Annotated in this window: 14 protein-coding genes; 3 read left to right on the forward strand and 11 right to left on the reverse strand. The window is 64.2% G+C overall.

Annotated features, from left to right (window positions below):
* Window positions 1–14 precede the first annotated feature (14 nt).
* Window positions 15–1,544: an aldehyde dehydrogenase gene (locus HY836_RS14185; protein ID WP_290676947.1), complete on the forward strand. Its 1,530-nt coding sequence runs from the start codon at window positions 15–17 to the stop codon at window positions 1,542–1,544.
* 25 nt (window positions 1,545–1,569) lie between these two features.
* On the forward strand, window positions 1,570–1,941 hold the full coding sequence (locus HY836_RS14190; protein WP_290676949.1) for a thioredoxin family protein: 372 nt from the start codon (window positions 1,570–1,572) through the stop codon (window positions 1,939–1,941).
* A gap of 16 nt (window positions 1,942–1,957) precedes the next feature.
* Here the strand turns inward: HY836_RS14190 and HY836_RS14195 are convergent, their stop codons facing one another.
* From HY836_RS14195 to HY836_RS14205, 3 genes are all read right to left on the reverse strand, one after another.
* Entirely contained in the window at window positions 1,958–4,372 is a 2,415-nt protein-coding gene (locus HY836_RS14195; protein WP_290676951.1) for an EAL domain-containing protein, read from the reverse strand.
* Between the two features lie 25 nt (window positions 4,373–4,397).
* Window positions 4,398–4,604, reverse strand: coding sequence for a hypothetical protein (locus HY836_RS14200; RefSeq protein WP_290676953.1), 207 nt, complete (start codon window positions 4,602–4,604; stop codon window positions 4,398–4,400).
* Window positions 4,605–4,729: 125 nt separating this feature from the next.
* A complete protein-coding gene (locus tag HY836_RS14205; RefSeq protein WP_290676956.1) occupies window positions 4,730–6,076 on the reverse strand; it encodes an acyltransferase in 1,347 nt (448 codons plus the stop codon).
* Between the two features lie 202 nt (window positions 6,077–6,278).
* Between HY836_RS14205 and HY836_RS14210 the strand changes: the two genes are divergently transcribed.
* On the forward strand, window positions 6,279–7,514 hold the full coding sequence (locus tag HY836_RS14210; protein ID WP_290676959.1) for a cystathionine gamma-synthase family protein: 1,236 nt from the start codon (window positions 6,279–6,281) through the stop codon (window positions 7,512–7,514).
* A gap of 12 nt (window positions 7,515–7,526) precedes the next feature.
* Here HY836_RS14210 and holA read toward each other — a convergent pair whose 3' ends face one another.
* The 8 genes from holA to HY836_RS14250 form a co-directional block, all read right to left on the reverse strand.
* Window positions 7,527–8,582 (reverse strand): DNA polymerase III subunit delta, encoded by a 1,056-nt coding sequence (holA, locus tag HY836_RS14215; protein WP_290676961.1) that lies wholly within the window; start codon window positions 8,580–8,582, stop codon window positions 7,527–7,529.
* Window positions 8,583–8,606: 24 nt separating this feature from the next.
* The gene (gene lptE / locus HY836_RS14220) at window positions 8,607–9,272 is read right to left on the reverse strand and encodes an LPS assembly lipoprotein LptE (RefSeq protein ID WP_290676964.1); all 666 of its coding nucleotides are present in this window, start codon (window positions 9,270–9,272) and stop codon (window positions 8,607–8,609) included.
* A gap of 5 nt (window positions 9,273–9,277) precedes the next feature.
* Window positions 9,278–12,004, reverse strand: a complete 2,727-nt coding sequence (gene leuS, locus HY836_RS14225) for a leucine--tRNA ligase (RefSeq protein WP_290676967.1) — start codon at window positions 12,002–12,004, stop codon at window positions 9,278–9,280.
* Window positions 12,005–12,095: 91 nt separating this feature from the next.
* Window positions 12,096–12,788, reverse strand: a complete 693-nt coding sequence (locus tag HY836_RS14230) for a YafY family protein (protein WP_290676970.1) — start codon at window positions 12,786–12,788, stop codon at window positions 12,096–12,098.
* 30 nt (window positions 12,789–12,818) lie between these two features.
* Complete coding sequence (locus HY836_RS14235) at window positions 12,819–13,214, reverse strand: VOC family protein (protein ID WP_290676973.1); 396 nt, start codon at window positions 13,212–13,214, stop codon at window positions 12,819–12,821.
* Window positions 13,215–13,291: 77 nt separating this feature from the next.
* Window positions 13,292–14,176 (reverse strand): SDR family NAD(P)-dependent oxidoreductase, encoded by an 885-nt coding sequence (locus tag HY836_RS14240; RefSeq protein WP_290676976.1) that lies wholly within the window; start codon window positions 14,174–14,176, stop codon window positions 13,292–13,294.
* Between the two features lie 11 nt (window positions 14,177–14,187).
* Entirely contained in the window at window positions 14,188–15,087 is a 900-nt protein-coding gene (locus HY836_RS14245; protein WP_290676979.1) for an alpha/beta fold hydrolase, read from the reverse strand.
* 115 nt (window positions 15,088–15,202) lie between these two features.
* Window positions 15,203–15,634 carry a PACE efflux transporter gene (locus HY836_RS14250; RefSeq protein WP_290676982.1) on the reverse strand — a complete coding sequence of 144 codons (432 nt, stop codon included), beginning with the start codon at window positions 15,632–15,634 and terminating at the stop codon, window positions 15,203–15,205.
* Window positions 15,635–15,660 lie beyond the last annotated feature (26 nt).

Consider the following 15,660-nt stretch of genomic DNA (forward strand, 5'->3'; position numbering starts at 1 on the left):
TCAGGAGACCGGTCATGAGTGCGATTGCCCCTTCCAGCCCGCAGGCTCGCATCTGGCGAGACCGCGCCGATGCGCTGATTGCAGAGCGCCGCATCGACGGTCGCGCTTTCATCAACGGCCTGCGTGTGCAGGCGCTCAGCGGCGCCACGTTTGATTGCCTGTCCCCGATTGATGGGCGCCTTTTGGGCGTCATCGCAAGAGGCGAGCGTGCCGATGTGAATGCCGCCGTGGCCTCGGCCCGTCAGGCCTTCGAAGACGGCCGCTGGGCACGCCAGGCGCCAGCCGAGCGCAAACGCGTGCTGCAACGGTTTGCCGAGCTCATGATCCAGCACAAGGACGAACTGGCCTTGCTGGAAACGCTGGACATGGGCAAGCCCATTCAATACAGCCTCAGCGTGGATGTGCCGCTGGCGGCGCGCTGCATCAACTGGTTCGGCGAGGCCATCGACAAGGTGTATGACGAGATCGCTCCGACGCCTCACACCGCCCTGGCCTTGATCCAGCGTGAACCCATCGGCGTGGTGGGGGCCATCGTGCCCTGGAATTACCCCATGCTGATGGCTGCCTGGAAGCTCGGGCCAGCGCTGGCGTGCGGCAACAGCGTGGTGCTCAAGCCCTCTGAAAAATCTCCCTTGACGGCCTTGAAGCTGGCCGAACTGGCGATCAAGGCCGGGCTGCCTGAAGGTGTGTTCAACGTGGTGCCAGGCTATGGGCACGAGGCGGGCGAAGCGCTGGCCTTGCACATGGACGTGGACGCACTGGGCTTCACCGGCTCCACGCGTGTGGGCCGCAAGATGCTTGAGTACGCGGGTCAGAGCAACCTCAAGCGCGTGTTCAACGAGCTGGGCGGCAAGTCGGCCTTCATCGTGTTTGACGATACCGACAGCATTGAGCGCGCCGCCGATACGGTGGCCGGTTCCTTGTTCTTCAACCAGGGCGAATCCTGCAATGCGCCATCGCGTTTGCTGGTGCACGAGTCGATCGCCGATGAGGTCGTGGCGCGCATCGTGGCGCAGGTGCCGTCGTATCAACCCGCTGACCCGCTGGACCCTGCCACGGTGATGGGCGCGCTGGTGGATGAAGGCCAGTTGCGGTCGGTGCTGGGCCATATCGAGGCGGGCGTGCAGCAAGGTGCGGCCTGTGTGGCTGGTGGCGCACACGTTCTCGCGGACACCGGCGGCTTCTATGTGCAGCCCACGGTGTTTGACCGTGTCGACAACGGCATGAAGATCGCGCAGGAAGAGATATTCGGTCCGGTGCTCAGCGTGATCCGCTTCAAGGACGAGGCCGAAGCCATCCGCCTGGCCAATGGCACACCCTACGGCTTGCAGGCCAGCGTGTGGAGCCAGCACATTGACCGGGCCCACCGCGTGGCCCGTGCCTTGAAGGCGGGCACGGTGCACGTCAATCAATACGATGAAGACGACATCACCGTGCCTTTCGGCGGCTTCAAACAGTCGGGCAACGGGCGCGACAAGTCTCTGCATGCGCTGGACAAGTACACCGAGTTGAAGACTACCTGGATCCGCATCAACGGAGCCTGAGCGCGGGCTCTGACACAATCACCGCATGGCTACCCCACCCCTTGTTCTTGACGTCGTCTGCCTGTGCGCCGCCTGGTGCGGCACCTGCCGCGAGTACGAGGCCACCTTTGCCGAGTTGCAGCAAGCCTTGCCGCAGCATCGTTATCGCTGGATCGACATCGAGGACGAAGCCGATTTTGTGGGCGATGTGGATGTCGAAACCTTCCCGACCTTGCTGGTGGCCTGGCAGGGGCAGGTGATGTTTGCGGGGCCGGTATTGCCGCGCCTGGGTGACGCCCAGCGGCTGATCGAGGTGCAGCAGCACCAGGCGGAGCGCGGGCAAGTGCCCGGCGCGGCTTTGCTCAACTTGCCTGCTGATCAGATTGACGCGTTTGAGGTGCTGGCCAGATCGTTGTGACCGTGGCCGACGAGCATCACATGATGTCCGCGAACTCGGTGGGCAGCATCTCGTGCGTGGTGTCAGGCGGCGTCCACTGCCGCACCCAGTTGGCGAACTGCGCGCCGGGCATGGGTTTGGCGATGAAGAAGCCTTGCACCTCGTCGCATGACAAGCTGGCCAGCAGCTTCCAGGATTTGGCGCTTTCCACGCCTTCGGCCACCACGCTCAGGCCCAGGTTGTGGGCCAGGTCCACGGTGGAGCGCACGATCTTGGCATCCTGCAGATCGCTCTCCATGTTCATCACGAAGGACTTGTCGATCTTGAGCTCGTCAACCGGCAGGCGCTTGAGGTAGGCCAGGGATGAGTAGCCCGTGCCGAAGTCGTCGATGGACAGCTTCAGGCCCATCGCGTGCAGGCGGTTGAGCGTCTGCAGGGCGCGCTGGGGGTCGTCCATGATGGCGCTTTCGGTGATCTCCAGCACCAGCAGGGTCGGATCCACCTCGTAGCGAGCCAGCACCTGTTCGAGTTTGAAGGGCAGCTCCTGGTCCATCAGATCGCGTGTGGACAGGTTGACGGCCAGCTTCATGCGAAGGCCTTGTTCGGTGAGCGAGTGGCTCATCTGGGCCACCTGCTCGATCATCCACATGGTCAGCACGCGCACGAAGCCGGTCTGCTCGGCAAAGGGGATGAAGCGCATGGGCGGCACCATGCCGCGCACAGGATGCTCCCAGCGCACCAGGGCCTCGGCGCCCAGCACTTCGCCCGTGCGCAGGTTGATTTTGGGCTGGAGGTACAGGCGCAGTTGGTCCTGGTCCACGGCCGAGCGCAACTCGCTGAGCATGGTCAGCGATTCTTCGCTGGTCGAGTCCAGGCCGGGGTGATAGGTGACCGTGCCGGATTGCTGCTGCTTGGCGGCATACATCGCCACTTCGGCGCGGCTGAGCAAGGTGTCGGCATCCAGGCCGTGTTCGGGGCTGCTGGCCACGCCAATGCCCGCGCCCAGGTCCACCGTGTGGTCGTCCAGGGTGATGGGGCGCTCGAAGGCCGACATGATGCGCTGTGCCACGGGGTAGGCCGATTTGGCATCGGTGCCTTGCAGCAGGACGGCGAACTCGTCGCCGCTCAGGCGCGCGAGCACGTCTCGCTCGGTCAGGGCATCGTTGCGCAGGCGCTCGGCCACGGCCCGCAGCAGGCGATCGCCAAATCGGTGGCCCAGCACGTCATTGACGTGTTTGAAGCGGTCCATGTCCAGCAGCAACACCGCGCAGGGCACACCATCGTCGTGCGCTTTCTGGATGGCCTGACGCAGGTCGTGGCGGAACTGCTCGCGGTTGGGCAGGTCGGTCAGGGCATCCTGATAGGCCAGGCGGCGGATCTCACCTTCACGCGCCTGGATGGCCTGCCGCATGGTCTCAAAGGACTGAGCCAGCTCGCCGATTTCGCCTTTGAAGGTGTCACGGACTTCAGCGCCATAGTCGCCGCGCTCCAGGCGGCGGGCTGAGGTGGACAGCACGCGCAAGGGGGTGGTGATGCGGCGGGCTGTGACGAAGCTGCCCAGTCCGAATACCACCAAGCCCACCGCATTGAGCATCAGCAGCGTGAATTTGAGTTGGTTGAAGGGCTCCAGCGCCTTGTCCACCGAACGCATGAGCAAGGCGGTGGTGGGCGATTGGCCGGGGGCGCCCGGCAGCATCACCGGCAGGGCGCTGTATTCGGTGCCGGTGACGCGCATGGCCACGCCCTGGGTGTCGCCGTTGTTGATGGGCTTTTCCCAGGCGCTGGCCACTGCCAGCCATTTGCTGGTGTCCATGGAGGCCACCGCCACGCGCCAGTCACCGGTGTTTTCGCGCAGCATCAGGGCCACTTCCATCCCTGAGAGGTTGCTCATGTCCTGCAGCAGACCCCGGTCGATCTTGAAGCCCATGCCGACCCAACCGATGGTGGCGGGCGCACGAACAGGCACGGCCACGATCTGGTAGGGTAAGCCGTCGATCACTTCGATCTGGTATTGCGGGGCGCCACCGGCCTGCAACTGGCCCGCGTAGCGCCGCACGGCAGCCAGGAAGTGCGAGGCATCGGGGGTGGTACTGGCCTTGAGCTGGAATTCGGTGTCGGTGAACAGTGCCAGATTGGCGTGGATGCGCTCGCTGTTGTTGGCCAGGGCCGATTGCACGGTTTCCTGGTCACCACTGGCGATGGCCGAGCGAAAGCCATAGTCGGCCGACAGCACACGCGTGGCTTGATCCAGATTGGCGTTGTTCTGGCTGAGCAGGCGCAAGAACACACGCTCCCCGGTGCTCAACTCCGTGCGGATGGACGCTCGGGCGTTGTGGTCAATGCTGTCCTGAATGAACCAGTACGTGGCGGCCTGGACGACCAGCAACAGGCCCAGGTACACGGCCACGATCCGTGTCTGGAGCTTTTGCGGGTTGAAGATCGCTGGCAGCATGAGGGGCTGGGGGCGGCCTCGGGAATCAGCGAACGGCGGCGTTCAAGCCAGTGTCGGTGGCGTGCTTGCGTTTAGGTGCGTCATCGTCACGCATCCAGATGGCCATGGCCGTGCTCAGCCAGTTGATGGCGGAGGTGCCAATGGTGCTGTCGTCTTTCACCGTTTGAACGTCGGCTTCACAGATGGCCGGAATCGCCTTTTTGCTCGGTTGTTGTGTGTCGATCCGTTCCATATACAGCCTCTAGGTGCGTGGGTCATTTTTTTTCTTGACCTCTGTCTATCGGCTATCTTGGCGCGGGGATGAAGGGTACTGCCTGCCCATGAGGGGTGCAAAAACACCCTATTTCGTGTGGGACTTCACGCGGCTTGAGATTCGCTCATGACCTGCAGGATCTGCCGGTCAAATTCGGCGCGGAAGGCATCTACGGCCTCACGCGGGATCTCGTCATTCTGATGGGACAGGCACAGGAACTGTTTGCCGTTGAGGATGACCGCACCGATCAGGAACACCGTGCTGAGCGTGGTGGGCCACAGCTCATGCAATCGGACGCGGGCGTTCTTGGGGTTGATGAACTCGCAGGCGCCCAGGTTGCTGAGGTGGCAGCTCAAGGTGGGCAGCGTGCCTTTGACCTTGCTCCTGTAGATCAGGTAGCTGAACAGCGTACGCCCCAGCAAGGGCAGCAGCTCGTAAAACAGCAAAGGCAGGGCGTAGTCTCGGGTCTCGTAGCGGGCCAGATGGGTTTTGACCTGGTTTTCCAGAGACTGGATCTGCGCGTCCAGCGTGGCTTGCTGGCGCGCCAGGACCGTGAAGGAATGCACGAAGTTGCCGAACTCGGGCGCCTTGCCTTCGGGGTAGTAGCGACGCAAGTCCACCGAGATGCGGATGGCCGCCATGGCTTTGGGGTTCTTCTCGGCCAGGGCCAGGAAGGTGTTGCCCACGAGGGCGGTCAGCAAGGTATTGACGGTGGTGCCGTGCGCTTTGGCCAGGGCCTTCATCGTGTCGGCCGGGCAGGGGATGTCGTGATAGACGATGCCGGTGGTGGTGTAGCGCGGGCTTTGCTTGCGGTTGAGCGTGACGATCTGGTGGCCGCTTGCGGCCTGCTTGTCGGCCCGGCTGTTGCGCCACCAGCGCGCGATGTTGCCGGGCCACTGCCACCACTTTTGCGGCATCACGGCGGGCAGCATCGTGGGGTTGTCGATCTGGCAGGCCGGCATGGCCTGGCCGCTGAGGCGGGCCATGATGGCGCACACCATCTGCACCATGGAGCGGCCGTCACCGATGATGTGGTTGATCGAAAACAGCAGCGCAGGTTGCGTGGGATGGGGGATGAACCGGGCAACCCAAGGCAGACCACGCTCCATGCAGATCGGCTGGTTGATCAGCTGGGTGTGCAAGGTCTGCAGGGCCTCACGCGAGGTGGCATCCACACCCTGGACCACCTGAAAGGCATCGTCAAACAGGATGTTGATCTGGGCTTCGTCAGACAGGAGGCGCAGGGCGTAGCTCAGCCCGGTGGGTTCGATCACGCCGCGCATGCGGGGGAAGGCCGTGGCCAGTTCGCGCATGGTCTGGCGGATCAGCGCCAGTTCGACCGGTGCATCGAAGCGCAGGATGAAGGGGATGTTGATGGGGCCGAGATAGCCTTCGGCTGCCCAGTACATGTGCTCGGATCGATTCAGGGGGATCAGGTCAGGGGCGGCCACAACAGCTTCCAGCTCGGATGAGAGGCCCGGAAATCGAGCTTCGTACAACGCATCTCGATGAAATATAACAATTCGCGCCAAATCCCAGCGTGGGGGCTTACCAGCGCAAACAGGCCCCAAGTCAGGGGGGGCTTCAGTGGCGCAGGGCTTAGCATGGCAGGCCGGCATCTAACCGGCATCAACCAAGAGGGAAGAGGGCGCCATGAGCCAGGGCTTGACCACCAGACTGCTGCACGCTGACCGCCTCGCCGGTGTCGAGCATGGTGCGGTACACAAACCGCTGCATACCGCCGCGACTTACGGCTATCCGACAGCGCAGGCGCTGATCGATGTCTTTCAGGGGGCGGCACCGGGCTACGTGTATTCGCGCCAGGGCAACCCCACGGGCGCGGCGCTGGAAGCCAAGCTGGTGATGATGGAGGCGGCGCGCTCGGCCGCGGTGTTTTCAACCGGCATGGCCGCCATCAGTGCGCTGTTCCTGAGCCTGCTCAAGGCGGGCGATCACGTGGTCAGCAGCCGCTTTCTCTTTGGCAACACCAACAGCCTCTTGCAGACCTTGCAGGGCTTGGGTGTGACGGTCAGCCTGGTGGATGCGACGGAGGTGGCCGAGGTTGAAAGCGCTTGTCGGCCCGAAACCCGCATGGTGTTCGTCGAGACGATTGCCAACCCGCGCACCCAGGTGGCTGATCTGGCCGGGATCGGCGCCCTGTGCGCCCGCCTGGGCCTGCTCTATGTGGTGGACAACACCATGACCACGCCGGTGCTGCTGCAGGGCCGGGATGTGCAGGCCGGCCTGGTGGTGCACTCCTTGACCAAGGGCATAGGCGGCCACGGCCATGCCCTGGGCGGTGCGGTGGTGGACACGGGCCTGTTCGACTGGGCCACCTACCCCCACATCGCCGAGCCGTATCGCAAGGGTGACCCCAAGGGCTGGGGCATGACCCAGATCCGCAAGAAAGGCTTGCGCGACATGGGGGCCACGTTGCGGGCCGAAGATGCCCATCGTCTGGCCGTGGGGGCCGAGACACTGGCCTTGCGGCTGGATCGAACGTGCAGCAACGCACTGCAGCTGGCGCAGTGGTTGAGCGCCCAGCCCCAGGTGGCCATGGTGCACTACCCTGGCCTGCCCACGCACGCTCAGCATGAACGTGCGGCAGCCTTGTTCAAGGGGCGTTTTGGCAGCCTGATGAGCATCGAGCTGCGCGAAGGACTGGACCCGCTGGCGTTCCTGGATGCGCTCAAGCTGGTCATCCTGTCGAGCCATCTGTCCGACAACCGCACGCTGGCCATTCCTGTGGCCCACACGATCTTCTGGGAGATGGGGCCGGCCAGGCGCGCCGAGATGGGCATGGCCGAGGGCCTGATCAGGCTGTCCATCGGCATCGAGGATCTGGCGGATCTGCAGGCTGACTTTGCGCAGGCGCTGGCCCGGCTCTGAGGCTGGGTTGGGCTAGGCAGCGACCTTGGCCAGCTGCAAGGCCAGGCGCCGCAACGCCTCCCACGGGTCTTCGGGCCATTGCGGGTGACGCAGGCCCTTGACGATGCCGTCCACCGTGCTGGCATTGGTCACCAGGCGCGCCAGCATGGCGGCCTTGGCGCGCGGCAGGATGCGCTCGAACAGCCGCTCGCGCGGGCCCCACACGCGCTGTTCACGCAAGACCATGGGCAGAGGCTTGCCGCCTTCCAGTGCGGTCTTGGCGCGGTGCAGGGCCAGGATGTCTTCGGCCAGGGCCCAGTGCACCAGCACGGCGGCTTCGCCTTCAGCCTCCAGGCCATCGATCATGCGCAGGGTGCGTTCCACCTGGCCTGAGAGCACCGCTTCACTGAGCTTGAAGACGTTGAAGCGCGCCACGTCGACCACGGCCTCTTCGATCTGCTCGATGGTGAGCGTGCCCGGCGGGTGCAGCAAACCGAGCTTGACGATTTCCTGGTGGGCGGCCAGCAGATTGCCTTCCACGCGATCAGCGAAGAACGCCAGGGTGCGCTGACCGGCCTCGCCGGGCTCGACCTGCTGCCCCTGTGCGGACAGCCGTTGTGCAATCCACAGTGGCAGTTGCTGGCGCTCGATCGGGTCACAGCGCAAGGTGGCGCCGATGCCATCGAGCGCCGTGAACCAGGCGCTGCTTTGCTGGGTCTTGTCCAGGCGAGGCAGGGAGACCAGGGTGATCACGCCGTCATTGCCGGCGGCCATTTCGCAATACTGCTGCAGGGCTTGCGAGCCATCCTTGCCGGGCTTGCCCGATGGGATGCGGATCTCGATGAGCTGCTTGTCGCCGAACAGGGACATCTCGCTGGCCGAACCCAGCAGGCTGGACCAGTCGAAATAGGCGCCGCTGACCGTGTGCACCTGGCGCTCGGTGTAGCCGGCCGCGCGTGCGGCCTGGCGGATGGTGTCGCCACCTTCTTGCACCAGCAAGGCCTCGTCGCCATACAGGGTGTAGACAGGCTTGAGCGCACCGCCTGCTTTTTGCAGATGGGCAGAGAGCTGGTCCAGTCGGATCTGCATGGGTTTTTGTGGTGGGGGCGGGCGTCAGCGGGATGCCGCGGGCTCTGCTGGTGACGGTGCAGACGGGGCGTGAACGACCGAGGGCAAGCTGGGCTCTGCAGGCGTCACCAGTTGATCAGGGCGGATGGCTGCCAGGCGGCGCAGCACCTGACCCACGATGTCGGATTGCATGGCCTTGTGCAGGGCAGCGGATTCGTCCTGCTTGGCCAGCGCATCCTTTTCGTTGTAGGTCATGTCGCGGGCCAGTGCCACGTCTGAGGCGGGAAGCAATATGCTGCCATCACCGCGTTTGACCTGGAAGCGCAGCGTGTTGCGCGCCGTCATGTCCCGGATCTGGCCATAAGCGGTGGTGGTGGAGACGGCCATATCTCGCTTGTCCACCAGGGCCTCCAGCACGACGTGGCTGTTGGGCACATTGACCGATGAGGCTGCACGGGTGGCTTCCAGCGTGCTATCGACCACGTCGACCCCCGACGCTTCCAGCGCGCGGGCCAGTTCGGCGGCCATGGGGGAGGTGCCCACAAAGCCGGTGAGCTGGATGGTCTTGAAGGCCATGTCATGGCCGCGACGCAGCTTGAAACCGCAGCCGCTGGTGCCCAGCAGCAGGCCGGCCGCCATGCCCGTGGCAAGGGTCAGGCGAGCGGCTTGGGTGAGCCAGTGGCGGCGAGGGGAGGGCTGTGTGCGGCGCATGGCGATCAAATGACCACGTTGACCAGACGGCCCGGCACCACGATGACCTTCTTGGCTGGCTTGCCTTCGGCAAACTTGGCGAAGTCTTCGCTGGCCAGGGCGGCGGCCTCAATCGCAGCCTTGTCGGCGTTGGGGCTGACCTTGATCGAACCACGCAGCTTGCCATTGACTTGCAGCATCAGCTCGATCTCGTCTTGCACCAGGGCCTCTTCGACCACGACGGGCCAGGGGGCGTCCAGCAAGTCGCCTTGGCCGTCCTGTGCGGCGTAACCCAGGTCTTCCCACAGCACGTGCGTGAGGTGCGGGCAGGCGGGGTACAGGCCACGCAGCAGCACGCTGTAGCCTTCGCGCAGCACAGCCAGATCAGCGGGCGTGTCGCCCTTGTGGGCTTCCAGTGCATTGAGCAGCTTCATGGCGCCGGAGGCCACGGTGTTGTACTGCATGCGCTCGTAGTCGTAGCTGATCTGCTTGAGGATCACGAAAACCTCGCGGCGCAGGGCCTTGGCATCGGCGCTCAGTTCAGCCTGAACGACCTTGCCAGCGGTTTTCAGCGCCTCGGCGTTTTTGGCGCCGAAGTTCCACACGCGCTTGACGAAGCGGTGCGCGCCTTCCACGCCAGCGGCGCTCCACTCCAGCGTCTGCTCGGGGGGCGAGGCGAACATGGTGAACAGGCGGGCCGTGTCGGCGCCCATGGTGTCGATCAGCTCCTGTGGGTCCACACCGTTGTTCTTGGACTTGGACATGGTGCCCACGCCGCCGTAGTCGATGGCGGAGCCGTCGGCCTTGAGTTTGGCGCCGTTGATCTTGCCGTTGGCATCAAACGTGTTCTCGACCTCATGCGGCCAGAAATACTCGATGCCGCCTTGCGCGGTCTTGCGCGAGTAGATGTGGTTGAGCACCATGCCCTGTGTGAGCAGCTTCTTGAAGGGCTCGTCGATCTTGACCAGGCCCAGGTCACGCATGACCTTCGTCCAGAAGCGCGCATACAGCAAGTGCAGGATGGCGTGTTCGATGCCACCGATGTACTGGTCCATGCCGCGGTTGCCGGCGGCATTGGCGGCGCCCATCCAGTAGTTGGTGCGCTCATCGACCATGGCTTGCGCGTTGTCGGCGCAGGTGTAGCGCAGGAAGTACCAGCTCGAATCCACGAAGGTGTCCATCGTGTCGGTTTCGCGCTGGGCGGGCTTGCCGCACTTCGGGCAGCCCACGTTCAGGAAGTCGGGGCGCGATTTGAGCGGGTTGCCGGAGCCATCGGGCACCACGTCTTCGGGCAGGACCACGGGCAGGTCCTTCTCGGGTACGGGCACGGGGCCGCACGCGTCCGGGGAGGGGGCCCCGGGCGTTCCGGAGCCGTGGCAGTGGATGATCGGGATGGGGGTGCCCCAGTAACGCTGGCGGCTGATGCCCCAGTCGCGCAGGCGCCAGGTGGTCTTCTTCTCGCCGATGCCCTTGGCCATCAGGATCTCGGCGACCTTGCCCACTGCGTCCTTGTAGGCCAGGCCATTGAGGCCCTCGCTGTTGACGCACGTGCCGCGTTGCTTGTCACCGTACCACTCGGCCCAGGCGGAGGTAGAGAAGGTTTCGCCTTCCACGCCAATGACCTGCTTGATGGCGATGCCGTACTTCTTCGCAAACGCGAAGTCGCGCTCGTCATGCGCCGGCACGCCCATCACGGCGCCATCGCCATACGACATCAGCACGTAGTTGCCCACCCAGACCTCGACCTTGTCGCCGGTGATGGGGTGGGTGACGAACAGGCCCGTGGGCACGCCTTTCTTCTCTTGCGTGGCCAGCTCGGCCTCGGTGGTGCCACCGGTCTTGCATTCTTCGATGAAGGCTTGCAGGGTGGCATTACCAGCCGCTGCATGCACGGCAAGCGGGTGTTCCGGCGCCACGGCGCAGAAGGTCACGCCCATGATGGTGTCGGCGCGGGTGGTAAACACCCACAGCTGGCCCTGGTTGATCAGGCCGCCGTCGGCACCGGTGATGTCATGCGCGAACGCAAAGCGCACGCCTTCAGACTTGCCGATCCAGTTTTCCTGCATCAGGCGCACGCGCTCGGGCCAGCCGGACAGGTAGTTCGGGTCTTCAGGGTTGGCCACGGCCGAGAGCAGCTCGTCGGCGTACTTGGTGATGTTCAGGTAGTAGCCCGGGATCTCGCGCTTTTCAACGGGGGCGCCCGAGCGCCAGCCCTTGCCGTCGATCACCTGCTCGTTGGCCAGCACGGTCTGGTCCACCGGGTCCCAGTTCACGGTCTGGGTGCGGCGTTCGCACACACCGGCTTCCAGCATCTTGATGAACAGCCACTGGTTCCACTTGTAGTAGTCGGGCTGGCAGGTGGCGATCTCGCGCGACCAGTCGATCGCCAGACCCATCGCCTTCATCTGCTTTTTCATGTAAGCGATGTTGTCGTAGGTCCAGGCGGCGGGTGGCACCTTGTTTTTCAGTGCGGCGTTTTCAGCCGGCAGGCCGAAGGCGTCCCAACCCATGGGCATCAGCACGTTGTGACCGTTCATGCGCAGGTAGCGCGTGAGCATGTCGTTGATCGTGTAGTTGCGTACGTGGCCCATGTGCAACTTGCCCGAGGGGTAAGGCAGCATCGAGCAGGCGTAAAACGCCTTTTTGTCCTTGCTTTCGGTGACGCGGTAGGCGTCGCGGTCGTTCCAGTGCTGCTGGGCACGGGCCTCGACGGCACGTGGGTCGTAGGTCTGGTTTTCTTGTGTAGCGCTCATGGGATCGGTCACCGCAAAGACGAATTCAGGCTGGCAGCCCTTCACCATACGGGAAAAAGGGCTCCAGCCTGTGAAAGGTGGAATCTGGGGATTATAGGAAGGGTGGGGGCTCGCACCATTGCCGAAACATGTCTGCCAGCGTTTTGCCGGCTTCATCCTTGAACGTACCTGGTCCGATCAACAGTTTCCGGATGCGGTCCAGCCGGAACTGTCGGAAATCCTGCCGTAGCTCGCACCAGGCTGACAGGGTCCAGGCAGATTCCCAATAGAAACAGGCCAAGGGGCGCAGGGTACGTTGGCTGGGCTGGCCTTTGACATCGGCATAGTCGATGTGCAAGACCTGGCGGGATTCGATGGCCACGCGCAGTTGCCCCAGCCGTGTCAGGACGATGCTGTCGTGCGGGCGCGCCGGTGCATGCAGGGGAAGGCTGTCGGCCGCTACGCGGCTGCTAAGTGGCAGCACGCTGAGGATCTTGCTCAAGGCTTCTTCAGCTTGCGCGGCCAGGGCCGGGTCCAACCGGCTGCGGGCGATGCGCACCGAGGCCACGAGCGCTTGCGCCTGTTCAGGGGTGAACATGAGCGGCGGCAGGCTGTAGTCCCGGGCGACCCGGTAGCCCACACCCGCCTCGCCTTCGATGGGCACGCCTTGCACTTGCAGAGCAGCCACATCCCGGTACACCGTGCGCACCGACACTTCCATGCGCTGCGCCAGCCACGCCGCCGTGGACAGGCGGCGCCCTCGGATGAGTTGCAGCAACTGGAACAGGCGATCGGCGCGGCGCATGGGCGCAGTGTGTCAGCTTTTGGGCGGTGCTCAGTCCAGCGCGTGCAGGCCGATCCTGTGGCCGTCCGGATCCGCAATGTGGGCGAAGCAGCCCATGTTGTCGGGTAGCACCACGCGTGGTGTCAACAGCTTGCCACCGCAGGCATCCAGGCGAGCCAGCACGGCGTTGATCGACTTGCCAGCGTTCAGGTAAATGATGACGCCATCGGTGTTGGCCGGGGCCTTGTCTACCGCCATCAGGGCACCCTTGACGGCGTCAGGGCTGTCGGTGCAAGGGAAGACGGCAAAGTCGAGTCCTGAGCACGGTTCACGTCGCAGGGTGATGCCCAACAGGCGCTCATAGAAGGCGATGCTGCGGGCCATGTCGGTGACAGGGATCTCGAACCAGTTGATGGCGTGTTCGATGGGCGTGTTGGTTTGGCTCATGAAGGGCTCCTTGTGTTGAAAGAGCCCTCATGGTGCGGACCTGCTGCTGACAGCGTCCTGTCAGCAGCCTTGAGGCTTCACGCGGCGCGTCGCGTCAAACCTTGGCCGGACAGCGCCGGCACTTCGGCCCAGATGCAGCTTTGTTGATACAGCGCTTCCTGCAAGGCCTGATCCTTTGCGAACCGCGACACGATGCGCGGGTGCTGGATCGAGAAGTAGCCACCGGTTTCACCACGCCTGCTGCTGCCAATGGCCAGCTCGGCGGCCAGCTTGCCTGGGCGCTCCGGACCGATCAGGAAGGGGCGCATCACCGCGTATTGCCAGCGCGGCAGTTCGCGGTAGATGGGCGAGGCCACGCCGCCTGGGTGCATGGCTTGCGAGGTGATGCCGGCGGGCAGCTTGCGCGCCAGCGCGTTGCTGAACATCAGGTTGCCCAGTTTGGATTGCGCATACGCAGGCAGCACGCGGTAGGGTGTGCGACCTTTGGCCGTGTCCAGATCGATGCGCCCCAGGTTGTGCGCGATGGACGACAGGTGCACGATGCGTGCATCGCCCTGGCCGGGGCCGTCTGCGTCGGCACTGACCTGCAGCAAGGGCATCAACAGATGCGTCAGCAGGAACGGCCCCAGGTAATTGCCGCCGAACTGCAGCTCGAACCCTTCCTGGGTGAACTGCTGCCGAATGGGCACGGCGCCTGCGTTGTTGATGAGCGCATCCAGTCGGTCGTGGCGTTGGGCAAAGGCATGCACGAAGGCGTGAATGGCCGCGAATGACGAGAGGTCCAGCTTGTAGAGCTCGACCTGGGCGCCGGGTGTGCGCTGCAGGATCTCGGCGCGGGCGGAGGCAGCCTTGCCTTGATCGCGGCAGGCCAGGCAGACGATGGCACCTTGTCGGGCCAGTTCATGGGCCATGGACAGGCCGATGCCGGAGTTGCCCCCGGTGATGACGACGATTTTGCGCATGAGGGCGCTCCTTATCTGGCCGCGGCAATGGGGATGCTGTCAATGAAGCTGCGCACATGCCGGGTGAACAACTCGGGTTGCTTGAGCGTGACCCAATGCCCCGCCGGGATTTCCGTGCGGCGCAATTGAGGCACCCAGCGTGAGAGGTTCTCGCTCAACCAGGGACTGACGAAGTGGTCCTGCGTGGGCACCAGCACCTGAACCGGCGCGTGGGCGTAGCGCATCCGGGGCTTGAGCATGCGCTGGAAGACATTGGCGCGGTACAGGCCCACACCGTGCACGCCGTCCGATGTCTGCGAGGCGCGCGGCTTGATTTCGGTGGACTCCAGCACCCGCATCAGGCCGGGCCAGTTCGGGCCGATCAGCGTGCGCCACAGCGCCTCGGGCAGCAAGGGCAGTTGGAACATGTAGACGTACCAAGACTTGAGCATCTGCAGCGTCACGCGGCCCAGATTGGTGGGCGTGGGGCGCTTGAGGCTGTCACGCAGCCAGTGGCCGAAGTGATCCAGACAAGGGCCCGAGCACGAGGTGAAGGAGGCAATGCGGCCTTTGAGTGCGGGCTCGGTCACGAACTCCCAGCTCTGTACCGAGCCCCAGTCATGCGCCACCAGGTGCACTGGGCGTTTGGGGCTGACGGCGTTGAGCACCGCCTTGAAATCGGCCGTGAGGTGTTCCAGCCGGTAATCGCTGCGGCGTTTGGGTTTGAACGAGTCACCGGCACCGCGCACGTCATAGGCGATGACCTGATAGCGATCGCTCAGGGCCTGGGCCACGGGTTCCCACTTGCTGCGGTTGTCCGGATAGCCGTGAACGAGGATCACCACTGGCAGCGTGGTGCTGCCCCAGCGTTGAACGGCCAGTGGGCCGTGGGGGCCGTGAACCACAAAGGAAGACGAGGGCTTGGAGGACATCAGGACTGCATGCGATGAGGGTCTCGCATGCTAGTGAGGAGTGGCCTGACATGCCAAGAACAAATCACGACAGGAAGGAAGCTGTGGCGACACCCAGCTCAGGTATTTCCCTACCTCACGGTGTAGGCTGACGGGCCGAATCCGGCAGGCCGGCCAGATAGTCAAACAGCCAGTTGAAGCAAAACGCGTAGATCAGGAAGAACGCCACCAGGCCCAGATCCGTGATCAGGGCCTCCCACCAGCCCAGGTTCAGCCACCAGGCGATCATGGGTACCGTCATCAATATCAGGCCGCCCTCAAAACAGAGGGCATGGCCCATGCGCCGCGACACCGTGCGCTGGCGGCTGACCTGACGACGCTCCCAGGCCTCGTACAGGGTGTTGAAGACCATGTTCCAGATGAGCGCCACGATGGAGGTGGACACGGCCAGCCCGCCTGCCTCGGCGGTGCTGCTGCCGGACAGCCAGCGCATGCCCAGTGTGACGATGACGACCGCGATCAGCTCGAACAGGCTGGCGTGAACGATCTTGCGTTTGAAGCCTTGCATGGGGCAAGGGTAGCAGGTGCGAATGC

Origin of the sequence: Aquabacterium sp. (genome assembly GCF_016234775.1) — a bacterium.
Classification (GTDB): Bacteria; Pseudomonadota; Gammaproteobacteria; order Burkholderiales; family Burkholderiaceae_C; genus Aquabacterium.